This is a genomic window from Paenibacillus sp. PK1-4R, from assembly GCF_030369595.1.
Taxonomy (GTDB): domain Bacteria; phylum Bacillota; class Bacilli; order Paenibacillales; family Paenibacillaceae; genus Paenibacillus.
In genome coordinates this window covers 5,849,729-5,875,492 of sequence record NZ_CP126535.1, presented here as the reverse complement: position 1 = coordinate 5,875,492, position 25,764 = coordinate 5,849,729, and the positions used below count along the sequence as shown (strand labels likewise).

Here is a 25,764-nt window from a genome sequence, read left to right as displayed (position 1 = left end):
AATCAAAAACATAGATAAGGAATGGGGCTTTCCCCATTCCTTATCTATGTTTTTGCAAGTTTGGAAGCGGGATCAGGACGCTGCAAAAACAGGGTGGGTTGCGGGGAGAATCTCCAGCGATGGTGCCATTTACTGATAGAAGTTTTTTGTTTTTACGATTATAGTTATACTAGGAATTATTATGTCTACTGCCGTTTTGTATGCAAAATTTGTATAATCAACGTTTGTTTTAACCTAATAAGAATCGACAAACCCGGACGCCACAGATAAGGAGATATCAATGAGAATACTTATTGTTGACGACAATCCGACGAATGTCATTATCATTCGAGAAATTCTGAAAAAAGAAAACTATCGTGACATTGTAACGGCGAGTTCCGCCATGGAAATGTTTGAAGTGCTGGGAATTGGGGAGGAAAGCAACGAACTTCGTCCAAGACCGTCGGATATTGACCTGATTTTGCTAGATATGATGATGCCGGAGATGGATGGTATCGAAGCCTGCAGTATTGTGCAGAAATTTGAGAATCTGAAGGATATACCGATTATTATGGTGACTGCCATCGGAGATTCCAAGAAACTTGCCGAAGCATTGGATGCAGGGGCATCTGACTATGTGACCAAACCGATTAATAAAGTCGAACTGATGGCCAGAATTCGACTCGCACTTCGTTTGAAACAGGAGAAGGATTGGCACAAAGAGCGTGATCAACGTATTCAGGATGAGCTCAAGTTGGCAGCGATGGTCCAAAATGCTGTTTTAAGTCCGGCAATTAGGGACCCGCTGTTCCAAGTGCATGCCATCTATAAACCATCTTTTGAGCTTGCGGGTGATCTGTATTCTTGGTACCCACTTGGGGAAGGCCGTTACGGAGTTCTGCTGCTCGACATGATGGGACACGGGATATCTTCATCCCTGTTTACCATGTTTATCGCTTCTGTGTTAAAAGATACGGTTACCACTTATGTGGATCCAGAGAAGGTCATTCAAGAGTTGAACCGTCGTTTTAACCAGCTCCATCTGGAAAAACAATTGGTGCAGTATTATTTCACGGCAATTTATCTGGTCGTTGATACACGGATGAAGCGTATTGATTATGTTAATGCAGGGCATCCACCTGCTTTATTCTTCCGAAACGACGGCAGTGTCACCACATTTGACAGCGTCTGCTGTCCTGTTGGTTTATTTGACAAGATGGATATTGAACCACAAACGATCCATTACGAGGGTGACGGGCATATTGCACTATATACGGATGGATTATTGGAAGCTGTTCAGGGCGGGCAGGAAGAACAACATGAATTCCTGATCGAAAAACTGACCGGGTCACATCAGTGGAATGAAGCTGCCATGCAGGCCATGTTCTTTGACGACGAAATTCCCCAGGAGCGGGATGATGATAAATGTCTGGTCTGGATTACTTTGGATAAAGGGGCGGGGGATGAATGAAGATCAGGAATAAACTGCTGATTGGTTTTACCGCTCTGATGGCTATTTTGATCGTGCTCACGTTTGTGAGTTATGAACGGCTAAACAGCAGTAATAAACAGATTGATCAGATGTATCAGGAACGTTATCTCAAAGTAAGGTTCACTTCTGCTGTACGCGGAGAGGTCAATGATATTGCCAAAGTGCTGGCTAACTTGTTATTGAATCCGAACAATTCAATTAGTGCTGCTGAAGGTGACCTGAAGGAGATGAAGGATCGGGGGGATGGTTACCTCGTAGAAGTGAGAAACCGAGCAGACAGTGCACCTGAACATCAACTGGTGGATCGTGTGAATACTGCGTGGACTGCTTATACTTCCTATGCAACAAGACAGATCAACTTGATGTCCCAAAGCAGGGTAGAAGATGCGAATAACTACCGCAATGCAACAGGACTCGCGGTGCAAAAAGAAGCTGTGGATAGTTTGAATGCTCTTTCCCGTTATCAGGACCAAGAGATTGATGCCGAGATCAAAAACGCTAACGCAGCGTATACGAGAGCAGTACAGATCACGATAGGTATCATGATTGCGGGGTTGTTGCTTGCATTGGGTGTCATTATGTGGGTGCTGCCGAGTATCACACGGGGTCTGAACACGGTATCTATGATGATTACCAGCTTTGGTAAAGGGCGTTACCGAACCATTCGGCGCATACAGGTCAAATCAACCGATGAGATTGGTCAGATTGCCAGTGTGTTCAAGGATGTATCCAGTGATCTGGAAGAAAAACTGGAAATCGAGAGGGCTTATGTACAGGCTCAGCAGGATCAAAACTGGATGAGTTCGAATATCGCAAGAGTCCCGGAACTGCTTCGGGGGATTGGCTCCATTCGCCAAATTTCACAGATGTTTATCAGTGAGTTCACACCTGTGCTTGGCGCTCAGTTGGGTGTTGTCTATCTGATCGATGAGGAGAAACATCCCGACGAACTGAGACGTTACGGTGCATACGCATTTGAAGAGAACGAAGATGTTGGTAAAGAAATGTATCGCATCGGTGAAGGCTTGATTGGTCAAGCCGCGCTGGATATGACACCAATTATTCTGGAAAATACGCCTGAAGATTATGTGCATATTGGTTCAGCTTCAGGTTCAACACGTGCTGCGGGTATCATGATCTATCCTGTCGTGTTTGAAGATGAACTGATTGGTGTAGTTGAAATGGCTTCCTTTGAAGGTTTCAATGAACTTCACAAGCAGTTGTTCACACAACTGATTATGAACCTGGGCGTAATTTTGAACAACGTTCGACGTCGTTTGCGTGTGGAGGAGTTGCTGCGTGAATCCCAGGCACTGACTGAGGAACTGCAGGTTCAATCGGAAGAATTGCAGACACAGCAAGAAGAACTTCGTCGTTCCAATGAGAATCTGGAGGAGCAGACAGAGGCGCTTAAACGTTCCGAGGAATTGCTGCAGCGTCAGCAGGAAGAATTGGAGCATTTCAATACGGAACTCATTGCCAAGACGCGGGCGCTTGAAGAGCAGGTGCGTGAAGTTGAAGAGAAAAATGACGAAATTGAGAAAACGAAGACACAGTTGGAACAGCAAGCTACACAGCTGTCGATGACAAGCAAGTACAAGTCCGAATTTTTAGCGAATATGTCACATGAACTCCGTACACCATTGAACAGTCTGCTCATTTTGTCCCAGTTATTGTCGGAGAACAAGGGTGGGAATCTGACTGACAAACAGCAGGAATATGCGCAAACCATCTACATGTCGGGCGCCGATCTGCTGAAGATGATTGATGAGATTCTGGATCTGTCCAAGGTGGACGCAGGTAAGATGGATATCAATTATGAGACAGTTCGAATGGAAGAGCTGACCAGCTTTGTTCAGCAGAACTTCGGACCGATGGCGAATAAAAAGGAACTGAACTTGAATATCGATTTCGACAGCGATCTACCGGAATGGGTATACACCGACAGTCATCGCGTCAAACAGATTTTACGGAATTTGTTGTCGAACGCATTTAAGTTCACCAATCGAGGTTCGGTTAGTCTGATTGGACGACGAATGAAACCGGAAGAGCTGCCGGGTTATATGAACACCAATCAGGAATATCTCGGATTTAGTGTAAAAGACACCGGCATTGGTATTCCATCGGATAAGACGGATTTGATCTTTGAAGCGTTCCAGCAAGTAGACGGGACCACAAGCCGGAAATACGGTGGAACTGGCCTGGGATTGTCCATTAGCAGGGAGCTGGCACGTTTGCTTGGTGGCGCAATACAGGTGGAATCATCCGAAGGGGAAGGTAGCTGCTTTACCTTATACCTGCCGGATAATCATGAAGAGGAAGCCTTGGCAGAAGAAGGTGCTTCAAGAGAAGCGGCTGTATCCTCAGAGGATCTTTATGAACAGTCCATCGAAGCACGGACCATGCTTTCAAGTCATCAGTCCATTCTCTCTCCTGATCCGGAGCGTAGCGTGGGTAAAGATCTATCTCCTTCCCATACTCCAGATGTCACGCAGATCGAAGATGATCGGGAGAATATCATGGAAGGCGACAAAATCCTCCTCATCATTGAGGATGATGTGAACTTTGCACATATTTTGATGGATATGGCGAGAGGAAGAGGATTCAAAGCACTTGTTGCCCTACAAGGTGATAAAGGACTTGAAATGGCACGTCAATATTTGCCGGATGCCATTATCCTGGATATTCAATTGCCGGTAATGGATGGTTGGACCATTCTGGGCGAGCTGAAGAGCAGTTCGGCAACACGCCACATTCCGGTTCATGTGATTTCAGTTATTGATGATATGAAGCAAGGTCTGATGATGGGCGCCATTGCGTATCTGAAAAAACCTTCGAGCAAGGATTCACTGGATAAAGCATTCTCGCATATCAAATCATATACCGAGAATCAATTAAAACGACTGTTGATCGTCGAAGATGATGAGATTCAGCGTAAAGCCATTATAGAATTGATTGGTCATGATGATGTTGCAATCACTGCTGTATCGACAGGTAGTGAGGCGTTGAATGAATTACACAGCCAGCGTTATGACTGCATGGTACTGGATCTAATGTTAACGGATATGACCGGGTTTGAGTTGCTCGACCAGATTCGCGATGATGAATATCTGAACGATCTGCCGATTATAATTTATACAGGCAAAGAGCTGGATTCCAAGGAAGAAATGAAGCTGCGCAAATATGCGGAATCCATCATTATCAAAGATGTGAAGTCACCGGAACGTCTGCTGGATGAGACCACTTTGTTCCTGCATCGGGTAGAAGCCAATTTGCCGGAAGACAAGCGTCGAATCTTACAGAAACTACACAACAAAGAAACGTTGTTTGAAGGCAAAAAAATATTGCTTGTAGATGACGATATCCGTAACGTATTTGCCCTTTCAAGTGTCCTTGAAGGCTATCGGATGGATGTGACATTTGCGGAGAACGGCCGAGAGGCTTTGGAGATTTTGGACAAAAATCCTGAATTTGATCTGGTACTGATGGATATGATGATGCCAGAAATGGACGGTTATGAAGCAATGACACGAATCAGACAGATCCCGCAGTTTGAAAAGTTGCCGATTATTGCGCTCACGGCCAAAGCCATGAAAGAGGATCGCGGCAAATGTATTGAGGCCGGAGCATCTGATTATGTGAAAAAACCGATCCAGACAGATCAATTGTTATCCTTAATGCGCGTATGGTTGTATTCGTAAGTTCATTATTCGTATGTTGATTGTTTGGGTAATGAAAGACAATACGACGAATACGCAAGTAACAAATGAAGAAGTGGAGAGAACTTATGACACCGTGGGAACCTACCGAGACGGGGGCAGATTTGGTCCGTATGCCGCAAGATGAAGAACGTGAGCTGATCGAGATTGAGTTGCTGTTGGAAGGCATGCACCGTTTATATGGATATGATTTTAGAAACTATGCATTGCCATCCCTAAAACGAAGAATCTGGCATCATGCACATGCTGAAGGTGTTAAGAGCATATCCGGCTTGCAGGAGCGTGTTCTTCATGACCGTTCCGCGTTTGACCGTTTTGTACAGAACTTATCCATCCCTGTAACGGAAATGTTTCGAGATCCTTCGCTTTTCCGAATGTTTCGGGAACAGATTATTCCTATCCTGAGAACATACCCGTATATCCGAATATGGCATGCGGGATGCTCTACGGGAGAGGAAGTTTATTCCATGGCCATCATGTTGCATGAGGAAGGACTGTATGACAAGGCAAGAATCTACGCAACGGATATGAATGATCGCTCTTTGCAACAGGCCAAAGAAGGCGTATATGGTATTGAGAAAATGAAACTATTTACTACAAATTATTTGGAGGCAGGGGGTACCAGAGCCTTCTCCGAGTACTATACAGCGAAATATAATTCGGTGATATTTCATCCTTTTCTAAGGAAGAACATCATTTTCGCCGAGCACAACCTGGCAACAGACCGGTCATTTAACGAGTTTAATGTTATCTTTTGCCGTAATGTCATGATTTATTTTAATGATGAACTGCGGAACCATGTGCATGGGCTGTTTCATGAGAGCTTGAGCCACTTTGGTATTCTGGTTCTGGGGTCGAAAGAATCGATACATTTTACAGAGTTCAGTGATACCTATGAGCCGTTAGACCGGACCGAAAAAATATACCGGAAGATTAAATAGGGGGTTAGGGTTAGCCATGGGGCTCAATGAACCAATCCACATATTATTGGTAGATGACCGCCCTGAGAACTTGCTTGCTCTTGAAGCAGTTCTGGAATCGGAACAATATAAACTCGTTAAGGCAACTTCCGGAGAAGAGGCACTCCGCTGTCTGCTAAAAGACGAATTTGCGGTTATCGTTCTCGATGTGCAGATGCCTGGAATGGACGGAATTGAGACAGCAAAGTTAATTAAGGCACGGGACAAGTCCAAGGATGTGCCGATTATATTCATCTCTGCGAATAGTAGAGAAGCGGAGCACTTGTTTGCCGGATATTCAGCCGGGGCCATTGATTACATGGTTAAGCCATTTATTCCTCAGATTTTGAAATCCAAAATCGAGGGGTTTGTGGAGATGTTTATCACCAATAAACGTTTGAAGACACAGACCATGCTTCTTCACCAGAAGACACAGGAACTGGAGAAGATGAACCAACAACTCATTCAGGCCAAGGAAGAAGCAGAAATTGCAGCCAATGCAAAGACCGAGTTCCTGGCGATGATGAGTCATGAGATTCGTACACCGATGAACGGAGTTATCGGTATGGTTGATCTGCTGATGGAGACGGAACTGAGGGAAGATCAGAAGGAATATGCAGACATCGTTCGTCGCAGCGCGGATGCACTTGTCACGGTCATCAACGACATTCTTGATTTTACCAAGATGGAATCCGGCAAAATGGAACTTGAAGAGCATCCTTTTGAAATTGTCTCCTGTGTTCGGGAAGTGTTGGGATTGTTTGCTGCAGAAGCAGGCAAAAAGAACTTGGAACTGGATTATTTCCTGGAGGATTCTGTCCCTGAATTAATCTATGGAGATATGGCAAGGCTCCGTCAAGTTCTCTTAAATCTTATTGCAAATGCGATCAAATTTACCGATCAGGGTGGAGTGTATCTGATCGTGTCAGTTAAGGAAGAAAAGGATGGAGAAATGGCATTGGAGTTTGCCGTTAAAGACACCGGGATAGGTATCGCTTCAGACAAAGTTGATCGCCTGTTCCAGCCGTTTTCCCAGCTGGATACATCCATGACACGTAAATACGGTGGAACTGGCTTAGGACTGGCAATATGCAAGACTCTGGTTGAAATGATGGGTGGACAGATCTATCTGGATACAACAGAGCAACGGGGAGCAACGTTTGTATTTACAATTCAGGCGAAACGTTATGTAGAAACTGAACTGATCCAGAGGAACGGGGAAGAGAAGCCAACGGATGTGAAAAATGAGAATAAATATCCTACGGTATTAATCGTGGATGATCATCCTATTAACCAGAAGTTGATGGCGATTATGCTCGGTAAGCTTGGGTTGCTCTCAGACATTGCTGAAGATGGGCAGAGCGCACTCGATATGGTAAACGGCAGCCGTTATCCCTATGACTATGTGTTTATGGATCTGCAGATGCCTGTGATGGACGGTTTGGAATGCACACGGCGGATTCGAGAGAGCCTGTCCCAGTCTGATCAGCCAATCATTATAGCCATGACTGCTAACGTGATGGAAGGTATTCAGCAGCGCTGTATTGCTGCCGGCATGGATGATTATATTAGTAAACCGGTGAAAATGGGCAATGTGAAACAGAAAATAGCCCAGTTTCAGAAACAACGACAAATGTTAGATCCAGGCCCTTCAGCCATGAATCAGGCCAATTGAAACATTTTCCAAACTTCTTTCTGTTTCACTCGTGCTGAAGTTGGGTTATTAGGTAAGGAAACCATTGATCAGGAGAGAGATGTCTAATGAATACAAATAAAAATGAAAAATTCAATGCAAGAACTGAAACACAGGACGGCGTATGCACGGTGTATCTGACTGGCGAACTGGATTTGTCGGTTGCTCCTGACTTCCGCTTGGTGATGGAGCCGCTCGTGGATAACAAGGAACAGGATCTTGTGATCAACATGAAAGAATTGAAGTATATCGATAGTACAGGGATTGGTATCCTGTTATCTGTTCTGAAGGCAAGACATGGAATGGAAGCTCGCTTTGAAGTACAGGAAGTTCCTGCGCAGATTCAGAAACTTTTTGATATGACGGGCATTGCCAAATTCTTTGTCACACAGAAGAATTCCCAATAGGAAAGGATCGAAAAAGGAATGAATGCAGAAGTTCAAAGAGTCACCCTTAATTTACCTGCGACAGCTGATTACGTTGATATTGTAAGACTCAATCTCTATGGAGTAGCATCCAAAATGGGATTTTCTTATGAAGACATTGAGGATATGAAAGTTGCTGTATCCGAGGCCTGTAACAACTCTGTATTGTATGCCTACTCACACGAAGGCGGCATGGTTGAAGTTGTATTCGAAGTGGATGGCGAAACATTGTCCATTATTGTCAAGGACGAAGGTGCCAGCTTCGAGAACATGAACCCTGCTGTGTCACGTGCCGGTCTACACGACAAAGAACTGACGGAAGCACAGATTGGCGGACTTGGGTTCTACCTGATGCAAGCCTTGATGGACGATGTCAGTGTGGAAAGTGAGACGGGCAAAGGTACGAAAGTAGTACTCGTAAAACGTCTTGCAAGAAGTGAGGAGAAAGTATGAATGAAAAAGTGACTCCCCCAGAGTCCATGTCTGAAGCTATAGGTTTGATCTGGGAATACCAGCAGACCCAAGATAATGAAATTGCAACAGTTCTCATCCGTAAGTATGAACCAATGGTAAAGATGGCAGCAGGTAAAATCGCTCGGAATCGCCCCGATCTATACGAAGACTTGTATCAGACCGGGCAGATGGCTTTGATTCGTTTGCTTAAGCAATACGATATTAATCTAGGTATTCCGTTTGAACCTTATGCCATGAAGAGCATGATCGGTCATATGAAAAACTACTTGCGCGATAAATCCTGGTATATTCAGGTGCCCCGGAGGATTAAGGAAAAGGGAGCACTTGTGCAACATGCCATTGATGAGTTAACCGTTAAGCTGGAGCGCTCACCCGGTGTGAACGAAATTGCTGAATACCTTGATTTGACTGCAGAAGAGACGATTGAAGTTCTGGCTGGTCGGGAATGTTACCACTATGTATCACTGGATTCTCCTTTATCTCAGGATGACAGTGCAGCAACATTGGGTGAACTGATCAGTGCAGATGTTAATGACTATGATTCGGTCGAAAAACGGATGGACTTGCAACAGGCATTGGGACAATTGAAGGAACAAGAGCAGCAGGTACTTATTCTAGCATTCCAGGATGGCCAATCTCAGCGGGCAATTGCCCAGAAGCTTGGTGTTTCACAGATGAGTGTATCTCGTATTCAGAAGCGAGCTACAGAGAAATTGAAACAGATTATGTCTAATGCTTCAATGTTATGAAAAATGGAACCCTAATGTTGTTGAGTACGGCATAAAGAAGGACACGTCATTGCACTGAAATGCATACGTGTCCTTTTTGGGATCAAAAAGATGGGTATGTAATGAAGAACATGAGTGCAGGAGTGGATAAAGTGATTGTGAACCAAATCAAGTTGGAAGCTCGCCGTGACAAGTTATCTTGCTCGGACCATTGGCAATGGTGGGATTGGGTTGCACCTGACACCGATAGCATGAACGATGCTTTGGAGGAGCTGACAGAGGCGTTTCCGGATATGCGATATTGGCTTTATAAAATTCCGGAAGTCGAATCGAATTATTTGTCCGTCCGTTTCGTGAATGGTAAAGAACCAGTCATATTTGGTTCATTGTTGTATGCGATCAAGAATGAGAGAGATGACAAAAGAAAAGATAATCAGATGTTCTTTTATGTCGATCGTAATAACCTGGTTACCTTGAATATGGATGACAATACACGAGGTATTATGAAGACGGATGAACGTGCCCATATGTTACAGCAATGTAGTGAGGCCAGGGACGGGATGTTTGTACTTTTTCGAGCTATACTGCATTACTACCATGTGGGAATGGATCATTTTGAGATGAACCTGCGTGATCTGGAACGGAAGATGGAATCTCGCAATGCCCGCACCTTGATGGACCAGATTCTCGCCGCTCGATTTGAATTATTGTATTGGAGTAATCTGTTCATCCCTTACTCGGAACTGATGGCTGCTTCACATGAGGCTTACCTTGATGAAATAAATGAAAATCGATATTTCCAGCAGCTCCAACATCGAGTAGAGCGAATGGAACGTTTGTTTAGTCACTACGAGAAAGAGATCGATACGTTAATCTCCATTGATAATGCAATCTCCGGTGTACGTGGCAATGAGATCATGAAGACGCTGACCATTGTCACTGCTGTGTTCATACCTGCCACGGCAGCTGGCGCGATATGGGGGATGAACTTTGAGAACCTGCCCTTTATCGACAAATCATGGGGAGTTGTACTGGTCCTTGTTGTCATTATCTTAAGCATGATCAGCATGTATGTATGGCTGATGATGAAAGGCTGGACAGGAGATCTGCTCAAAGTGAAATCCTCACAGCCTTCAGCTGAAGAGACAGAGAAAAAAGGAGCTACGGAAAAACGTAAGGGATAGCCTACTATTGGTTAGTCCTCTTAGTTTTTGTAATCTTCAATATAACCAAGCAAGTCAGCGATATATTGGCCCACAATCGGCATATTCACGAATTGGCTGAGAATGAATGCCAGCAAACCGAGAACAACAAAGGTACCCACAGTCAGACCGAGACCTCGTGCCATGCCCGCTGTGAAATTGGTAATAATCCGCTTTTTGGGACTGCTGTAATTCTCAATAATATCCTTGATCTGTGCTCTCTCCAGACTGTCTGCAATCTGGTCCAGACGGGTGTTCAATCGCTTTACCTCATGACGCAATTCAAACGGATGCTCGCTTGTATCATACTGCTGTGCCGGTGTTCCTCCCGTAATTGGAGTATTACCGTTAATTGTAACTTTACTCATGTTATTCGTCCTCCTCAACTCGCATTGGATAAAAAATAGCCAGCTGGAGTGCAGCTGGCTATTGGTCACTCGATCTGTATCGCCTTACAGGCTAGTCGAGTTAAGTTCTTTGCGTGCATCTTCCTTCGCTTCAATGGAAGCGGCAGCCACTTCATCAGATGCACGGGATGCTTCGTTAGCCACATCAGCGGATGCTTTTCTCACAGAGTCCATTACATCATTGCGGCCTTGATTTACCGTTTTTGCAATGTCGGAAGTTTTGGAAGAGACCGTTTTAGCCAGTTCAGAGGCTTTGTCACCTACAACAGTTGCCACTTCTTTGGTGCGGTCAGTAACGATGCCCACTTTCTCGGAAAGGTCACCACGCAATTCACGTCCCGGTTTAGGCGCAAAGAGTAGTGCTGCTGCAGCTCCAAGTAAACCCCCGATGAAAATACCTTTTGCGAAAGTCGAACCCGTCTGTACAGGATATTGCTCTTCTGCTTTATTCATGTCTAATCACTCCTTCTTCAAATTAAGAAACAAATACGAAACAACGAACACCTTGTTGCCCGAATCAGGCAGCCTGTCTTAGCAGTCTGGACACAAGCCCCAGCAAGAAAACAAAGAGCGCTGTACCAATGATAGCAGGGATAATGGCAAAGTTACCGATAACTGGTCCCCAGTTACCAAGCAAAAGTGCTCCCAGCCAGGCTCCGGCAAATCCGGCAATCATTGCACCGATTATGCCTCCAGGCATGTTGTGACCGGCAAGTGCATCTCCGATCAAACCGATGATGACAGCCATCACAATGCTGATAATGATGCCCCACATAACAACCGCCTCCTTTAAACTTGATGTAGGATGTTGTCTGTTCGCGTTTGCTTACTTCGTATATAAACCCCGTGCAACCCTGTGAAACAATAAAGATGAGGATGAATGAACTGGAAATCAGAGGAATTCATTCTTTAGCGGCTTTGTTTAATGCCCTTAACCATGCAGAAGATCCATGCCAATCCAGCGGCAAATCCGGTAAATACATCCGTAGGATAATGAACGCCCAACATGATGCGGCTGAGGCCAATCAACAAAATAAAAATGATACCGCATAGGACAGGAAGCCACGCACCAGAAGATGTATGTCGCTGTTGCTCAATGGCCCAGATCACAAAGAGCATGCCGTAGAAGCCCATGGAGATCATGGCATGTCCGCTGGGAAAGCTGTACCCGTGAACGACCAGCAGATGATCCAGTTCAGGTCGGCTTCGTCTGAAAAATTCTTTCAATAACGTGTTCAGAATCCACATCATGGCAAAACTTCCCGTGATCGCATATCCATATATAATAAACCTTGGGCTGCGTTGTATGAAGAAAAGAAGAGCAAAACCTCCTGCAGCCACAGCAGAGATTTTGAATGAGCCCAGTGCGGTTATGAATGCAGTGTAAGGGAATAGATGAAGACGTGAATCTGAATTCAGATAAAATAATTGTTGAATTTCATCATCCAGACGAATAATAACTTCAGCACCCAACCAGGCACCCAGACCTGCCAAGATGAATACGACCGATGCGCTAAGGGCCAGACCAGCCAAACCCCAGTTGAGGAGTGGACGTAACAACGTGCCGGGAGTTGAACTGAATGAGTCTGTTGAATACGTTTTGCGCTGCATAATGAGTTTCTCCTTCAGTTATTGTAGTAGATGAACATAGATGATAAAGCTATACCCGAAATGCCTGTCGAAAAAACTGTAAAAACGTCGCTTTTGTACTATACTATTTAAGATATCCCATGCGGCGTCGTGACGCAAAGCAGAGATGAAATCGGGAGCACAAAGGAGAGAACTCGCATGGAGAGTGCCTTGTTAATTAAAGAATACCGTGCAGGCGTCATGGAATGCGCCCATTACGGACACATAAGTATTACGGATGAGTATGGCCGAATCGTATACTCGGCTGGTGACCCTCATTTTAGAGCGTTCACTCGTTCATCTGCCAAACCTTTTCAAGCCATTCCAGGTATTCGGGCAGGAATTGCCAGTCACTATGGCCTATCATCACAGGAGATCGCCATTATGTCCTCTTCGCATCGTTCGGAACCGGAACACATTCGGGTGCTGGAGCAGTTATCCGGTAAGATCGGATTGGGAGAAGAATGCCTGATCTGTGCACCAAGCTATCCGCTTAATGAAGAAAGCCGTAATCAATGGATACGTGGACAAGGGGAGAAACGCCGCATCTTGCATAACTGCTCCGGAAAACATCTGGGAATTCTGGGGTACAGTCAGATGAAGCAGGTTGATCTGGTCAGTTACGCTGAACCGGATCATCCGGTACAACGTGAAATTCTTGAAACCTTTGCTGACCTGGCAGGTATTGAGGAAAAAGAGATTGAGCTTGGGACGGATGGCTGCGGCTTTCCGGTATTTTCTTTGCCGTTGTCGGCATTGTCGAACGCTTATCTGAAGCTCGCCTGTCCGGATCTTATCGCTGATTCTTCCACAAGAACAGCTGTAGAGACCATAACATCAGCTATGAATGAATATCCGTTAATGGTAGGTGGCACGGAGCGTGTAGATTCAGTGCTGCTGGAAGATGATAACATTGTAGCGAAAGGTGGATTCAAAGGGGTATTCGGTTTTGGTCTGAAAAAAGAACGATTGGGAATCACCTTCAAGGTCCTTGATGGTTCTGAGGAAGAGTGGGCCTTTATTACCCAATCCATCCTGAAACAGATTGGTTACTCCAATGAGAGAACCATTGCGCGATTGGCTGAAGTATTCCCTTCGGACATCCGAAATGATGCGGGTACCCTTGTAGGTCATGCAGATAGTGAGTTCATTCTTCACTCACTTGAAGATAGCGTATAACCTTAAGAAGGGGCGTGATTAGAGTTGCCGGACCCCGGGTAAAGATGACATACCAACTGGTATTCATCTATACAATTCATATACACGCACGGACTGCCGCGGTAATGTGGCAGCTCTAAACCCTTGGAGGTGGATGAACATGATTAAAGTGGTGACATCGGAAGAAAGGCACACGTCGGATCGAGGTTGGATACACAGTGAATTCAGCTTTTCCTTTGCGGATTATGATGATCCAAGCAATGCCCATTTTGGCTGTCTGTTGGCTCATAATGAAAACACGCTGATGCCGCAAGAAGGCTTTAAGAAACATCCACATCATGATCTTGAACTTGTCAGTTATGTCATATCAGGTACACTCAAACATACGGATAGTATGGGAACAGAGCAATTGCTTGAACCGGGTACGGTCCAGGTGATGAGTGCGGGTACGGGAGTGGAACATTCTGAGACCAATCCGTCAGCGGATGAACCGGTACGTTTCCTCCAGATGTGGTTTTTGCCATCGGAGCGTATGCTGAAACCATCCTATACGAATCGGAGAATAGAGCCGCAGGAGCATTTGAATCGTCTATGTCCGATTGTATCCGGGCAAGGGGGCGAGGGAAGCGAAGGCGCATTGCCTATTTCCCAGGATGTAACCTGTTACCTCTCCCATTTGGAGTCCGGGAAAAAGTTGATGTACCCGCAACACGAAGATCGACGGACACATCTTTTCCTGATCAGTGGGCATGTAGAGATTCATTGTTCGGATGGTAACTTCAACCTCAAGCCGGGCGATGCCGCACGAATTCGCAAAAGCTGTGATCTGCAAATCACGAGCACAGACAGTGAACCTGCCGAATTTGTTTTGGTTGACCTGCCTTAAGGATGGGATGTATTCCGTTAAGGATAGTCTGGAAATATAAATATGTGAAAAAGGACCTGTTCCCACGGTGATGTGGAAACAGGTCCTTTTTAGGCTTGCTTTTGAATAGGACTTCATATAGAAGTCACAAATGATCAAAAGCAACACTTTGCTAAGATTTACGAAGATTACCCAGTTCCGAAGCGACAGCTTCCACTTCAGAGATACTGAGATGTTCCTTGCTCAAAATCATTTCATACAGGTCAAACAGATCTTCATATTTCTCAAGTGGGAATGAAGAAGCTTGCATGGCGGCACCACTTGCCATACGAAGTTTGGTTTTGATCGCTTCAATCATATATTCCATATTGGCTGCTGTTGCTTGTGTTAAATCCATCGTTAAGTTCATCCCTTCCGTATCGGAAACTCTTGTTATTGTATCATGATTGGAAGCGCTCAGGCTAATGCTTTTGCGAGGAAACCAAGCATCGGTTACAATGATGGATACAACAACAGGATTTCATGGAAACCTGAGTGTACTGGAGGGAATACAGCTTGGCAGCGTATAAGCGAGAAATGGTTCGCCATCAAGGAAGGGAAGTCCGTAAAGGCGTGCCTGCAGAGAATTTGATCTTATTTTTCAAAAACATCGTTCAACTTCATTCTCCAGCTGAAATCACGTTTGTCTGCATCGGTACTGATCGTTCCACCGGGGATGCTCTGGGTCCACTGACAGGAAGTTTACTGCAAGAGAGCGGAATGGAGAACGTTATTGGCACGCTGTCTTCCCCTTGTGATGCAGATACGCTGGAAAAGAAATTGGCACTTATTCCTGCACACCATGCCATCATAGCGATTGATGCATGTCTGGGTCCAAAGCAGGCGGTAGGTACATACTATCTCTCGAATAACCCACTCATTCCGGCCCAATCGGTCGGAGGCAAGCTACCTCCTGTTGGACAATACAGTGTAGCAGCTGTGGTTAATGCTAATGGACCAAGGCCCTATTCCATTTTGCAGATGACCTCGCTTCACCTGGTCATGGGGATGTCCCGAACGATTGCAGACGCCGCAATTGAAGCAGGGAAATGGAGACAAACGTTTCATTCATGATATGTAGGCTTAATAATATACAACCTGAATTATTTAATTCGCGCAGAGAGAGGGATTCATATGGAAAAAGTGATGTGTGATGGAACGACGATTTGTTATGCCGAACAAGGTAAGGGAGAAGCACTCATTTTGCTCCACGGATACTGTGGCAGTTCATCGTATTGGGATGAGGTCGTACCTGAACTGGCACGCAGCTATCGCTGTATCGTCCCCGATCTGCGTGGACACGGAAAAACAGATGCACCTGTAGGAAGTTATACCATCGAACAGATGGGCAACGATGTATTACAGTTGATGGATGAGTTGAATGTGGAAAAAGCGGTCCTTCTGGGACACTCGATGGGGGGATACATTACGCTCTCGATTGCACAGCGTCACCCGGAGCGTTTGAATGCATTTGGTCTGATTCATTCGACAGCCTATCCGGACAGTGAAGAAGCCAAGGAAAAACGCCTTCGTGCTGTATCCACCATTCAGACCGAAGGTATCGTGAATTTTGTAGATGGACTGGTTCCCGGACTTTTTGCACCGGAACATGTGGAATCGCTATCTACGCATGTAACACGTGTGAAGGAAATTGGTTACCAGACTGCTCCTCAAGGTGCTGTTGGTGCTGCACTTGCTATGCGAGAACGTCCGGATCGCCGCGATGTGTTATCGGCTACACCTTTACCTGTATTGCTGGTTGCGGGAGAGAAGGATGCTGTTATCCCGCCAGAACGTACATTTACAAGTGACAAGCCACATATCGTGCAAGCCGTGATTGCGGGTGCGGGTCATATGAGCATGTATGAAGCTCCTGAAGAATTAATTCAGGTCATTAAACAATTTATGGCTGGATTATCGAAGTAATTGATGAAGTAATTTATGTTGATTTCATTAGGGCGTGTCTGAAAACTCCGAAGGAAGTAGATTTTACTGAATTTTCGTTCCAAGCAAGGAAGTTTTCCGCAGGCGTGCCGGGGCACGTCAAGGGGAAGTGACGCAGCATGGGGCGAAAAGGCGGTAAAAGATGCACTTCAGCGAGTTTTGAGACACGTCCTAGAATATAGTTTGGTTTCTGGATGATTCAACCTCTTGTGGAGGAGGAGTTACCAGTTCCATTTCAACCGAGCCCCTGCCACGTCCCTTTGGGATAGGCAGGGGTTTAGTGTGTTCATGGCCAGAGCAAAGACACGCGTGTCTTGTTTTTGGCTTTTTGTCATGGCATGAATTAAAATAAATATAAAGGAACGATATGAGAACGATTGGATGTATAGGGTCGAATGATGAGGGGGCATACAGCATGTTCAGAAAAGATTATCTGCTCCGCATGATGGAGGAAATGACTGAAGCAATAGGCAAAGTGTTCACGCTCAAACAGCAACGTAAGCACACCGAGGCATTGTCTGAACTGGATGAGCTGATGCGCAGGCAGTTTGGGTTGAATTTATCTCTACTGAACTCATTGCCAGCGGAGGATGTTATTGAAATGTTCCGTTTTCGCGGAATGATTGAGGTAGACAATCTGCAGCAGGCCGCGAGGCTGATTGAAGAAGAGGCTTACATTTATCAAGAGAAGGCCAAAGTGGAAGGCATAGATGATCAGGAGAGAATGGACGCAGAGGATGAGGCTGTCATTCGATTGATGAGATCACTTCATTTTTACCTGTATGCATTGAATCATGGCGCTAATCCCAAGTTGTTGGACGCACCGGAACGGGTGGAGGGTGTGTTGGGGCTTACGAAAGAATATGAACTTCCTGCCCGGACTGAAAGACAGCTTGCCCTCTATCGTGAACAACAAGGACGTTACGACCAGGCAGAGAACAGTTGGTATCGATTGCTCCAGCTTGGTGATGAATTCCCGATGAGCTACCGAGATGATGTACAGGCGTTCTATGAAAGGTTGAGCCAACTCACGGATGAACAACTGGAGCAGGGCGGTCTGCCACGGAACGAAGTTGAAGAGGGACTAGCTGAACTAAGTCGTCAAGAGATGAACTCATAAAATATGGATTGGATCAAGGCTTGTTACATGCCTTTACTTGGAGAGGGAACGGAATTGTGGTATGGTAACGGTTGACCAAACCAAACCGAAAGTGAGATGTACCCCGTGGATTCATTGCGAAAGCTTATACAAGACATCTTTGAACAGAATTCGCTGATTACAGCGACCTGGAGCCAGCTGCGCAGACGGGACAATGTCTCGTATACCAAAGTGCAAGTCAAGCCGGTGACACTGAAGAATCAGCTGCATTATCAATTTGCATTTCATTATAACAACAAAGTGCTGCACGAGAATTTGACTCCGGCTGAAGCGGCTGAGCGCATGACTTTGTTATGCGAAGAGACGTTTCGTCAAGGCCTGCTCTGTACGACCGAGGCAGACTATCAAATTTTGATCAGCAAAAAATATAAAGTATCCATTCTTACCAAATCTGCTTCCAAAACTGCAGTGGATCTGTCGCATAATCGCAAGAAGCAATATGTATTGGAAGAGGGAGTACCCGTATCGTTCCTCGTTGAACTTGGTATTATGAACGAAGAAGGTCGTGTGCTGGCCCGTAAATATGACAAGTTCAGACAGATCAACCGTTTCCTCGAAATGGTGCAGGATGTCATTCCACATCTGCCGGAAGGACGTCCACTGACCATCGTTGACTTTGGTTGTGGCAAGTCTTATCTGACATTTGCGTTATATCATTATCTGTCTGTACAACAACGTCGTTCACTCAAGATTATTGGGTTGGACTTGAAGGCAGATGTAATTGAACACTGTAATGATCTGGCTAATCGATTGCATTATGGCGATCTGAAGTTTCTGGTTGGAGACATCGCGGACTACGATGAATTGAATGAAGTGGATATGGTTGTCACACTGCATGCCTGTGATACAGCTACCGATGCTGCTTTGGAGAAGGCAGTTCGTTGGGGAGCTTCTGTTATTTTGTCTGTTCCTTGCTGTCAGCATGAACTGTTTGATCAAGTAGAGGCCTCCGTGATGAATCCGTTGTTGTCCCATGGCATCCTCAAGGAACGTTTTTCTGCACTGGCTACGGATGGGATTCGTGCCAAGTTGCTTGATCTGATGGGATACAAGACACAATTGCTTGAATTCATCGATATGGAGAATACGCCTAAAAACATATTGATTCGTGCTGTTCGCGGTCAGGCTGGCGAAGTGACGGAGATGTGGAATGAATATACGGCTTTCCGTGATTTCATTCATGCCGATCCATATTTGGAGCGGGCTTGTGCCGATTTGCTTCCTGGCGATGGCAAGCAGGCCAACGGGAAATCAAAATCGAGCAAAGAAACCGTTCAAGATTCCGCAAATTGCGACCTTTGCTGAGTGTGCCAACGCCTATACAGGGACATACTACAGTTAGGGTCTCTGAATGTAAACTTCAATAGAGTGCACATACTTCGTAGCAAGCAACATCATAACTGTCAGATGTATATTAGGCAGAAGGACCCGTTATCGGGATCTTCTGTCTTTTTGTTATGCATATGGAGCGGTGGAAGGAAGGAGGGAGGGTGGAGATGAAGAATAGGAGAATGGATAAGGGAGTTCTAAGGTATAGACGAGGGTATGAGGCGAACGAGTTAATGGTGGAACAGGCGTTTGACGGGTCTCGCCATGCAGAGGGTACAGAATATGTAGATAACAGGGACTTATGTAATGGGGGCAAGAGGGACGGTAGAGATAGTAAGGGCAGTAGGGACAGTACATATAATAGGGAAGATACATACAACAAAGATGATACATATGGAGCTATCCAGACCGAAGTGTCAGGGAGTTTTTCTCAAAGTTTGAGGTGTAAACGTTATTCAGGATCGGGGTGGACTGTTGGGTCAGGCATACTCTCCATTGTCTTGCTGCTTGCAGGATGTCTGAGTGGGGGACTGTATTATTCGGCCGATCTGTACCCTGTCCTTTTGATCGCAGCAGGAAGCATATTGATCATGTTTTTTCTTTTCCTTGTAGGTATTTGTCCACAGAAGGCGAGTGAACGAATACCCGTGTCATTGGTACAGGGTCAGTGGAACATTGAACAAATCATTGAAAAAATATTTCGATTTCCGGGAATGTTGCGGGTATTGTGGCCGCTGGGGATGATGACATGTTTTGGGCTACATGCATGGGCAGGCTCGGTGAGTAAACAGGGCAGCATGGATGAGATGCTGCGGTGGAGCCTGCTTGTGCTGTTCACCCTGCTCACTGCAATACTGGCTGCGCGCACGGATGGTGCGCGTTGGTTAGCCTGCGGTTGGCAGATAGCGGGCGGCTTGCTTGTGCTCAGCGGCATCTTTGCCGTGTGCGGGATATTGCCGCTGCCCTTCGGGGTGATGCGGACTGCTGACCCCGAGATCAGCTCCGCCGGAGCAAGGCTCGGCGGATTATTGCAGTACCCGAATGCGTACGGTGCTATTGTTGGCATGTACGCATTGGAGCGGCTGACAGCCGCCGCGCGAGTCATAGCCCGGCCTGTGCCGGCGGGGCGACTCATCGCGGCAGTGCTGCCGCTCATGCCCGCGCAAGCCGCGCTCCTGCTGAGCGAGTCGCGCGGCGCTTGGCTGGCGACCGGCTGCGCCGCGGTCGCCGCCTTTGCTTTGCAGCGGCGAGGTGCCCGCCTGCCGCTGCTACTGGCCATGGCCGCGCCACTGGCGTGCGCGGCCTGGCTGTACCGCCAGCTGGCTGCTGCTCAGCTGGCTCCTGCACCCGTGCCCGGCCTGCTGGCACTGGCCGGGGCATGGGCAGCTGCGCTGCTCGGCACGCTGCTGCTGTGCCGTCTGTGGCACAGCGGCGCCGCCAAGGCTCCGCGCGCCGCTGCTTTGACGGCCATCGTGCTGGCGGGAGCCGCCGCTGCACTCATGGCCGTGGCCTCCACCGCCGATCGCCTAGCGGCAGGTGTCGGCACTGGGGTGTCCCGCCTACAGATGTGGCGGGACGCCCTCCAGCTGTGGACCGAGGCCGCATGGCTCGGCCACGGGGGAGACACATGGCGCAACATGTTTCGCGCCATTCAATCCTCGCCTTATGTTGGAGGCGAGGTCCACAACGGCCTGCTCGATCTTGCCCTGGACACGGGCATGATCGGCATCGTGCTTGTCGCAGGGTGGTTTCTCCTCACCCTGCGAAGCATCTTTTATTTTGCACCACAGCTCTTTCCATCCGTGCTTGTTTTTGGCCTGCATGGGGCGATGGACTTTGACTGGAGCTTCACATTATCTTGGATGCTCTTCATCTGGCTCGGTGCTTGGGCAGTCGCATTGAAGACGGAAACAGAGGGGGTCCAGCGATCCGGCGTAACTGTGAAATACACTCCCTTCAGATTCAAACTGAGATCTAAATCCAGATCTCTTTTCTTGCGATATTTACCAACCCAATCCCGTCCAGCTACTGTCCCGATGCGTTCCTTCTTTCATATTCTTCAGCGAGTAACTGCTCGGCTAATAAGGGTATCCACAGTGATGATCATCCTTTTCTGGCTTGGTGGAACAGTCTGGCTGACCTCCCGATATGCCGTAGCAGAAGTGCAGTACCGTCAGGCGATGTCTGAACCGGATGGCAATCCAGCACAGAAGGTGCATCTTATGGTTGCTTTTCAATCGAATCCGAATCGACCCGATATGGTGATATTCCTTGCACGATCTCTCCCGGGACGAGAAGCAGAATCACTTCTTTTGAACAGCTTGTCCCATTCCCCGATGCACCCTCAGATTTACATCGAACTGGGACGATTGGCAGCCCAATTCGGCGAAGGACAGCAGGCTGGGGAATATTTTGAACAAGCGATTGCATTGAATCGGTATGATGGTATTGGCCAATCCGTGGCTTTGTATTGGATGGAGCAGGCAGCGAGGCGGGAATGGAAGGCAGGATTCACGGATCGAGCCCGACAGACTGCCGCCGCTGGTGTCCAGATGTATGAACGGTATCAACTGCTGGCTGAGGAAGTGGAAGCAGGAAACGTTCGCAATGATCGTCGTTTTGTACTGGAAGAACATGCTCCAGGTTATGGAGAGAACCTGCGTAGGCTTGCTTCGGGTTCTTCTCCTCCGTTTACTCCAGAGTTGACCAAGCGGAGCCCTTAAATCACTGCTGGATCTTGACGTTTACCCATGCGATATAATGTTGGATGTCAGCGTCTAAAAAGTCTGGGAGTCCAAGCTGGCTGCTCCTTGCGGAGGGTATGCGATTTTCTAAGGAACACAGGACGTCTTATTTGGCCTCTAGCTCCTCTTTTTAAATTGTAAGGAACATCAGACACGTTATTTCCCGAAACTCCTAACAAAAACATTATAAAAGGCCAAAAATCCCGAGATAACGTGTCTCAGATTCCTTAGATTTCTAAAATTGCTTCAAATCCTTGAATAAGACGCCTCAGATTCGTTACCACTCGTGGGCTTGAGCATGAAAAATTACTCGGTGTTTATGTTCATACTCCCAGCTTATATTCATGCCCACCTGGAGGTCGGCTCCATGCTCTGCTCCAACCGCAAGGGGTCGCCCTCGAATCCCACCTAGAGTGAAGCTTTACATCGGAAAGAGAAAATCGCATTTTTGTTGTCTCTATCGCTTACTCGTACGTGAAGGACACTTTAACATCACACGTTAAGGACACAGTGCCCTTGACTGTTCCTAACATGTTCAGATTCGCTTTAGCTTTGCTGCGTCTTTCAGTAGGTTTGAAGACACACCTACCTGCCTCATTTTGCATTCCTACAGACGATAACCGCCAAATGCGTGCTGAAACGCATCTTTTAATGGTTCAACATCTACTTCCCACATCGCGGCGATCTCTGCACTGACATCCGTGTTCCACCACTCACATAATTTCTTGCGGTTGTCGCGATTCTCCCCAATCCAGAGCAGATTTGTGATCACCTTACCGTAATAATATTCTTCTGCCTGCTTCATCCGTTCGGGAGAGACATATACTTTTAGCCTTTTGGCTGTCCGGTACAATTCCTTGCTGCATGCTCTTCGAATTCCTCTGGCGGAAGGAAGGTTTTGACCGGATTGCGTATGTTTGACCGGCGGAGAACCGGGTATTGACTTGTGTGACATCTTCTCACGCTCCTCTCCCCATACCATATGCGGACTGCTGCGAACGGGACACTATCCCAACCTCGTGAAGTAGCAACGTCCACAGCCCTGTGATAAAATAGGGACGAACATCCATGGTGCGGAGGGGCACCGCCAATCAGGATGGAGAAAGAGGGTTGAGATGGACTTTATTCATAACCTTGTTGGCCAATTGTTCGATTGGATTCAAAGTCTTGGGTACTTTGGAATCATGCTTGGATTAATGTTGGAAGTTATCCCGAGCGAAATTGTGCTGGCGTATGGAGGTTTTCTCGTTTCACAAGGTAATATCAACTTTTTCGGTGCTATGATTTTTGGTACGGTGGGCGGTGTGATTGCCCAGTTATTTATCTACTGGATTGGCCGTTATGGCGGCAGACCTGTGCTTGAACGCTATGGGAAATACATACTCATCCAGAAAAAACACATCGACCATTCCGAGGAGTGGTTCCGCAAGTATGGTACAGGTGTCATTTTCACGGCGCGTTTTGTTCCGGTGGTAAGACATGCAATCTCCATCCCGGCTGGCATCACGAAAATGCACACAGGCAAATTCATCTTGCTTACTACACTCGCTGTTATACCTTGGACTGCATTGTTTATATATTTAGGGATGATTCTTGGAGACCAATGGAAGCATATTGATGAGAAAGCGGCACCATATGTTATGCCTATTTTGCTTGTCGCTCTCGCCCTTATGATCGTTTATGTACTTATTAAATGGATGAATGCTCGTAAAAAGAAAGGAAGTGTCTAGTCATGGGTAAACCCAACTTGTCTCACAAATTCGGTAAAGGTCTGCCACCGAAGGATTTTATTGAAAGTATGACCAAGAACCAAAGTGAATTCCAGGCCAATTATGATAGCTTTACTTGGTCGAACGAAGAGGATCGTGAGTTTTTTGAGAGTCTGAACCATCGCGATGATCTGCGTGTGTTAATTCTGGCTGCTGACTGGTGCGGGGATGTTGTCCGTAATATTCCGGTTGTGTTCCAGGCGCTTGAAATCTCAGGAATCCCAACTGAAGTTTTGATCATGGAGAACCATCCTGAAGTGATGGATGAGTTCCTGACGATGGGTGGCCGTTCCGTGCCAGTCGTTATTTTTGCAGATACAGGTGGACATGTGTTGGGTCAGTGGGGACCACGTCCGCAGCATGTCCAGGAAGTCATGATTGAATTCAAACGCCTTAATCCAGATCGTGAAGCAGCAGATTATCAAGAAAATTTGGCTGTGGCGCGTCAAGAGATTGGTAAACGTTATGGGGAAGGAACGGAGTCACATGCGGCCATTATCCGTGAGCTGCGTGAACTGATTTCGGGTTACTAAACCGATATGCTTAACATTCGTACGTTTACACTAGGCCCGCTTCAGACCAATGCGTATCTCCTACAAGGAGATGATCTGGGCAAAGCCGTCATTATCGATCCAGGCATGAATCCAGGGCCGCTGCTTAAGGCGATCCAAGACTTGGAGATTGAAGCCATTCTCCTCACTCATGCTCACTTTGATCATATGGGCGGGGTAGATGAGATCCGTAAATTGAAGGGATGTCCCGTTTATCTTCATGACTTGGAGAGCGACTGGCTTACCACCCCGAAATTAAATGGATCTTTGAATTGGCCGCAGGCGACACCACCGCTTTCGACAGATCCTGCTGAATATGCCATGGACGAAGGGCAGAAGCTGAATCTGATTGGTCATACGTTTAAAGTGTTCCATACACCTGGACATTCACCAGGCAGTATAAGTTTGCTTTGTGATAACGACCTGTTTGCCGGTGATGTGCTGTTCCGCATGGGTGTGGGCAGAACGGACCTGACAGGAGGGCGTGAACGGGATCTGATTGATTCAATCCAGAACAAGCTTTACACCTTTGCTGATGAAGTGAAAGTATATCCAGGTCATGGTCCAAAAACGACCATTGGTTATGAGAAACAGAACAATCCTTACGTGTCCGCAAGATAATCCGACATGATATGTGAAGAAAGTCTGGACAAGTGACAACTTTTTCATTAGAATAGCAATTAGTTGTTACAAGCGTTAAGGCATCATCTAACTGAAGCATTACCAAGAAACATCCAACCTCGCGAAGCACGCAGACTGTGGTCTATACCCGGTTTGCGTTCTTTTTTTGTTTTCAGCCCCTTTTTATCACAGAATTAGCCTTTTTTACGCTACATAGAGATGTAAGATGCGCTTCATCACAAGTCAGTTTGAGACCAATAGCAAGATAGCAACAAGCACAGATTGTTTAGAAATGATGAGTTTAAGAAAAATAGTATATAAGTTGAACTAATCATTTACACAATAACGGAGAGGACAGAAAAAAACTGAAAAAGCGAAGCTACAAGCTTTCTGCAAGAAAGCTACTTCGAAAGCATACACTTCGCCTAAAAGCTTTCTGAAAGAAAGCTGCATCGGAAGCATAAGCTATCCCCGGATTTTCCCTTTAAGAAAAGGGAATCAAAAAATCTGGGGATAACAGCGATTGGAAGGTTATTCTGTCATCCTAGTGTCAGTGTAAATAATCTTTAGTTCAACTTATATAGATCATGAGAGTGGGGAATATCAAAGTGGAGAAACCAAGAGTTATTCCGTTGAATCAGCGTGTCGAGCATCCGATCATTGAAGAAAACCGTCGTATATTGGAAAGTGGGAAAAGAGAACCGGGTACTGAGCGAGCTTTAATACATAACCCTAGCGTGGCCAATGAAATGATGAAGTCTCAGCAGAATATATGGACAAGCCGTGTTTTAAGAAACGGAGCCCGCAACCAACCATGGTTCGACAAGCTGCAAGATTACCGGAAACAAGTCTGATTGCCCGGGAAATTGTCGGGTTTT

At 46.4% G+C, this 25,764-nt stretch carries 25 protein-coding genes; 19 read left to right on the top strand and 6 right to left on the bottom strand.

The features are described 5' to 3' along the window. Positions 1 to 280: 280 nt before the first annotated feature. The 8 genes from QNO02_RS25665 (at position 281) to QNO02_RS25630 (ending at position 10,653) form a co-directional block, all read left to right on the top strand. Positions 281 to 1,450 (top strand): PP2C family protein-serine/threonine phosphatase, encoded by a 1,170-nt coding sequence (locus tag QNO02_RS25665; RefSeq protein WP_047841574.1) that lies wholly within the window; start codon positions 281 to 283, stop codon positions 1,448 to 1,450. After that, positions 1,447 to 5,172 carry a response regulator gene (locus tag QNO02_RS25660; RefSeq protein ID WP_091038562.1) on the top strand — a complete coding sequence of 1,242 codons (3,726 nt, stop codon included), beginning with the start codon at positions 1,447 to 1,449 and terminating at the stop codon, positions 5,170 to 5,172. Before QNO02_RS25665 ends, QNO02_RS25660 begins: the two co-directional genes overlap by 4 nt. A gap of 86 nt (positions 5,173 to 5,258) precedes the next feature. Next, the gene (locus QNO02_RS25655) at positions 5,259 to 6,131 is read left to right on the top strand and encodes a CheR family methyltransferase (protein ID WP_074096446.1); all 873 of its coding nucleotides are present in this window, start codon (positions 5,259 to 5,261) and stop codon (positions 6,129 to 6,131) included. 16 nt (positions 6,132 to 6,147) lie between these two features. Continuing rightward, positions 6,148 to 7,824: a response regulator gene (locus tag QNO02_RS25650; RefSeq protein WP_091038563.1), complete on the top strand. Its 1,677-nt coding sequence runs from the start codon at positions 6,148 to 6,150 to the stop codon at positions 7,822 to 7,824. A gap of 86 nt (positions 7,825 to 7,910) precedes the next feature. After that, positions 7,911 to 8,249 carry an STAS domain-containing protein gene (locus QNO02_RS25645; protein ID WP_036606989.1) on the top strand — a complete coding sequence of 113 codons (339 nt, stop codon included), beginning with the start codon at positions 7,911 to 7,913 and terminating at the stop codon, positions 8,247 to 8,249. Between the two features lie 18 nt (positions 8,250 to 8,267). Next, positions 8,268 to 8,720 carry an anti-sigma B factor RsbW gene (rsbW, locus tag QNO02_RS25640; RefSeq protein ID WP_036606993.1) on the top strand — a complete coding sequence of 151 codons (453 nt, stop codon included), beginning with the start codon at positions 8,268 to 8,270 and terminating at the stop codon, positions 8,718 to 8,720. Beyond that, positions 8,717 to 9,490, top strand: coding sequence for a sigma-70 family RNA polymerase sigma factor (locus tag QNO02_RS25635; RefSeq protein ID WP_047841571.1), 774 nt, complete (start codon positions 8,717 to 8,719; stop codon positions 9,488 to 9,490). Before rsbW ends, QNO02_RS25635 begins: the two co-directional genes overlap by 4 nt. Before the next feature lie 101 nt (positions 9,491 to 9,591). Beyond that, positions 9,592 to 10,653, top strand: a complete 1,062-nt coding sequence (locus QNO02_RS25630) for a magnesium transporter CorA family protein (protein ID WP_240768310.1) — start codon at positions 9,592 to 9,594, stop codon at positions 10,651 to 10,653. A 20-nt stretch (positions 10,654 to 10,673) separates the two neighbouring features. On the opposite strand, the gene QNO02_RS25625 is transcribed toward QNO02_RS25630, so the two are convergent. The 4 genes from QNO02_RS25625 to QNO02_RS25610 all read right to left on the bottom strand — a co-directional run bounded on the left by QNO02_RS25625 (position 10,674) and on the right by QNO02_RS25610 (position 12,689). Continuing rightward, positions 10,674 to 11,039 (bottom strand): DUF5665 domain-containing protein, encoded by a 366-nt coding sequence (locus QNO02_RS25625; RefSeq protein ID WP_017692276.1) that lies wholly within the window; start codon positions 11,037 to 11,039, stop codon positions 10,674 to 10,676. 84 nt (positions 11,040 to 11,123) lie between these two features. Continuing rightward, on the bottom strand, positions 11,124 to 11,531 hold the full coding sequence (locus tag QNO02_RS25620) for a YtxH domain-containing protein (RefSeq protein WP_289390383.1): 408 nt from the start codon (positions 11,529 to 11,531) through the stop codon (positions 11,124 to 11,126). Positions 11,532 to 11,595: 64 nt separating this feature from the next. Next, positions 11,596 to 11,853: a GlsB/YeaQ/YmgE family stress response membrane protein gene (locus QNO02_RS25615; RefSeq protein ID WP_017692278.1), complete on the bottom strand. Its 258-nt coding sequence runs from the start codon at positions 11,851 to 11,853 to the stop codon at positions 11,596 to 11,598. Between the two features lie 134 nt (positions 11,854 to 11,987). Beyond that, complete coding sequence (locus tag QNO02_RS25610) at positions 11,988 to 12,689, bottom strand: phosphatase PAP2 family protein (protein ID WP_289390382.1); 702 nt, start codon at positions 12,687 to 12,689, stop codon at positions 11,988 to 11,990. Positions 12,690 to 12,866: 177 nt separating this feature from the next. Here QNO02_RS25610 and QNO02_RS25605 point away from each other — a divergent pair, with 177 nt between their 5' ends. Both QNO02_RS25605 and QNO02_RS25600 read left to right on the top strand, forming a co-directional pair. Then, the gene (locus QNO02_RS25605; RefSeq protein ID WP_289390381.1) at positions 12,867 to 13,886 is read left to right on the top strand and encodes an asparaginase; all 1,020 of its coding nucleotides are present in this window, start codon (positions 12,867 to 12,869) and stop codon (positions 13,884 to 13,886) included. 139 nt (positions 13,887 to 14,025) lie between these two features. Next, entirely contained in the window at positions 14,026 to 14,751 is a 726-nt protein-coding gene (locus QNO02_RS25600) for a pirin family protein (RefSeq protein ID WP_036607001.1), read from the top strand. 151 nt (positions 14,752 to 14,902) lie between these two features. Here the strand turns inward: QNO02_RS25600 and QNO02_RS25595 are convergent, their stop codons facing one another. Then, positions 14,903 to 15,127 carry a DUF1128 domain-containing protein gene (locus QNO02_RS25595; RefSeq protein ID WP_017692283.1) on the bottom strand — a complete coding sequence of 75 codons (225 nt, stop codon included), beginning with the start codon at positions 15,125 to 15,127 and terminating at the stop codon, positions 14,903 to 14,905. A gap of 158 nt (positions 15,128 to 15,285) precedes the next feature. Here QNO02_RS25595 and yyaC point away from each other — a divergent pair, with 158 nt between their 5' ends. The 5 genes from yyaC (at position 15,286) to QNO02_RS25570 (ending at position 21,924) form a co-directional block, all read left to right on the top strand. Continuing rightward, positions 15,286 to 15,843 (top strand): spore protease YyaC, encoded by a 558-nt coding sequence (yyaC, locus tag QNO02_RS25590; RefSeq protein WP_091038572.1) that lies wholly within the window; start codon positions 15,286 to 15,288, stop codon positions 15,841 to 15,843. 60 nt (positions 15,844 to 15,903) lie between these two features. Continuing rightward, on the top strand, positions 15,904 to 16,695 hold the full coding sequence (locus tag QNO02_RS25585) for an alpha/beta fold hydrolase (RefSeq protein WP_091038573.1): 792 nt from the start codon (positions 15,904 to 15,906) through the stop codon (positions 16,693 to 16,695). Positions 16,696 to 17,128: 433 nt separating this feature from the next. Beyond that, positions 17,129 to 17,833 (top strand): DUF6483 family protein, encoded by a 705-nt coding sequence (locus QNO02_RS25580; protein WP_133387143.1) that lies wholly within the window; start codon positions 17,129 to 17,131, stop codon positions 17,831 to 17,833. A gap of 96 nt (positions 17,834 to 17,929) precedes the next feature. Then, a complete protein-coding gene (locus tag QNO02_RS25575) occupies positions 17,930 to 19,177 on the top strand; it encodes a class I SAM-dependent methyltransferase (RefSeq protein WP_051447021.1) in 1,248 nt (415 codons plus the stop codon). Positions 19,178 to 19,368: 191 nt separating this feature from the next. Beyond that, entirely contained in the window at positions 19,369 to 21,924 is a 2,556-nt protein-coding gene (locus QNO02_RS25570) for an O-antigen ligase family protein (protein ID WP_289390380.1), read from the top strand. 628 nt (positions 21,925 to 22,552) lie between these two features. Here the strand turns inward: QNO02_RS25570 and QNO02_RS25565 are convergent. After that, a complete protein-coding gene (locus tag QNO02_RS25565) occupies positions 22,553 to 22,900 on the bottom strand; it encodes a dehydrogenase (RefSeq protein ID WP_074096436.1) in 348 nt (115 codons plus the stop codon). A gap of 160 nt (positions 22,901 to 23,060) precedes the next feature. Between QNO02_RS25565 and uptA the strand changes: the two genes are divergently transcribed. From uptA to QNO02_RS25545, 4 genes are all read left to right on the top strand, one after another. Beyond that, a complete protein-coding gene (gene uptA / locus QNO02_RS25560; protein WP_091019353.1) occupies positions 23,061 to 23,675 on the top strand; it encodes an undecaprenyl phosphate transporter UptA in 615 nt (204 codons plus the stop codon). 2 nt (positions 23,676 to 23,677) lie between these two features. After that, complete coding sequence (locus QNO02_RS25555; protein WP_017692292.1) at positions 23,678 to 24,247, top strand: thioredoxin family protein; 570 nt, start codon at positions 23,678 to 23,680, stop codon at positions 24,245 to 24,247. 6 nt (positions 24,248 to 24,253) lie between these two features. After that, positions 24,254 to 24,886, top strand: coding sequence for an MBL fold metallo-hydrolase (locus QNO02_RS25550; RefSeq protein WP_289390376.1), 633 nt, complete (start codon positions 24,254 to 24,256; stop codon positions 24,884 to 24,886). A gap of 608 nt (positions 24,887 to 25,494) precedes the next feature. Then, positions 25,495 to 25,740: a hypothetical protein gene (locus QNO02_RS25545; protein WP_091038578.1), complete on the top strand. Its 246-nt coding sequence runs from the start codon at positions 25,495 to 25,497 to the stop codon at positions 25,738 to 25,740. The last annotated feature ends 24 nt before the right edge of the window (positions 25,741 to 25,764 follow it).

Bases quoted from the DNA above. Each gene is read 5' to 3' on its own strand.
- QNO02_RS25645 (WP_036606989.1), top strand. From the start codon at position 7,911: ATGAATACAAATAAAAATGAAAAATTCAATGCAAGAACTGAAACACAG.
- rsbW (WP_036606993.1), top strand. From the start codon at position 8,268: ATGAATGCAGAAGTTCAAAGAGTCACCCTTAATTTACCTGCGACAGCT.
- QNO02_RS25630 (WP_240768310.1), top strand. From the start codon at position 9,592: ATGAAGAACATGAGTGCAGGAGTGGATAAAGTGATTGTGAACCAAATC.
- QNO02_RS25555 (WP_017692292.1), top strand. From the start codon at position 23,678: ATGGGTAAACCCAACTTGTCTCACAAATTCGGTAAAGGTCTGCCACCG.
- QNO02_RS25605 (WP_289390381.1), top strand. From the start codon at position 12,867: ATGGAGAGTGCCTTGTTAATTAAAGAATACCGTGCAGGCGTCATGGAA.
- QNO02_RS25650 (WP_091038563.1), top strand. From the start codon at position 6,148: ATGGGGCTCAATGAACCAATCCACATATTATTGGTAGATGACCGCCCT.
- QNO02_RS25615 (WP_017692278.1), bottom strand. From the start codon at position 11,853: ATGTGGGGCATCATTATCAGCATTGTGATGGCTGTCATCATCGGTTTG.
- QNO02_RS25575 (WP_051447021.1), top strand. From the start codon at position 17,930: ATGTACCCCGTGGATTCATTGCGAAAGCTTATACAAGACATCTTTGAA.
- QNO02_RS25610 (WP_289390382.1), bottom strand. From the start codon at position 12,689: ATGCAGCGCAAAACGTATTCAACAGACTCATTCAGTTCAACTCCCGGC.
- QNO02_RS25635 (WP_047841571.1), top strand. From the start codon at position 8,717: ATGAATGAAAAAGTGACTCCCCCAGAGTCCATGTCTGAAGCTATAGGT.
- QNO02_RS25620 (WP_289390383.1), bottom strand. From the start codon at position 11,531: ATGAATAAAGCAGAAGAGCAATATCCTGTACAGACGGGTTCGACTTTC.
- QNO02_RS25595 (WP_017692283.1), bottom strand. From the start codon at position 15,127: ATGGATTTAACACAAGCAACAGCAGCCAATATGGAATATATGATTGAA.
- QNO02_RS25565 (WP_074096436.1), bottom strand. From the start codon at position 22,900: ATGTCACACAAGTCAATACCCGGTTCTCCGCCGGTCAAACATACGCAA.
- QNO02_RS25660 (WP_091038562.1), top strand. From the start codon at position 1,447: ATGAAGATCAGGAATAAACTGCTGATTGGTTTTACCGCTCTGATGGCT.
- QNO02_RS25665 (WP_047841574.1), top strand. From the start codon at position 281: ATGAGAATACTTATTGTTGACGACAATCCGACGAATGTCATTATCATT.
- QNO02_RS25600 (WP_036607001.1), top strand. From the start codon at position 14,026: ATGATTAAAGTGGTGACATCGGAAGAAAGGCACACGTCGGATCGAGGT.
- QNO02_RS25550 (WP_289390376.1), top strand. From the start codon at position 24,254: ATGCTTAACATTCGTACGTTTACACTAGGCCCGCTTCAGACCAATGCG.
- QNO02_RS25585 (WP_091038573.1), top strand. From the start codon at position 15,904: ATGGAAAAAGTGATGTGTGATGGAACGACGATTTGTTATGCCGAACAA.
- QNO02_RS25580 (WP_133387143.1), top strand. From the start codon at position 17,129: ATGTTCAGAAAAGATTATCTGCTCCGCATGATGGAGGAAATGACTGAA.
- QNO02_RS25625 (WP_017692276.1), bottom strand. From the start codon at position 11,039: ATGAGTAAAGTTACAATTAACGGTAATACTCCAATTACGGGAGGAACA.
- QNO02_RS25570 (WP_289390380.1), top strand. From the start codon at position 19,369: ATGAAGAATAGGAGAATGGATAAGGGAGTTCTAAGGTATAGACGAGGG.
- uptA (WP_091019353.1), top strand. From the start codon at position 23,061: ATGGACTTTATTCATAACCTTGTTGGCCAATTGTTCGATTGGATTCAA.
- QNO02_RS25655 (WP_074096446.1), top strand. From the start codon at position 5,259: ATGACACCGTGGGAACCTACCGAGACGGGGGCAGATTTGGTCCGTATG.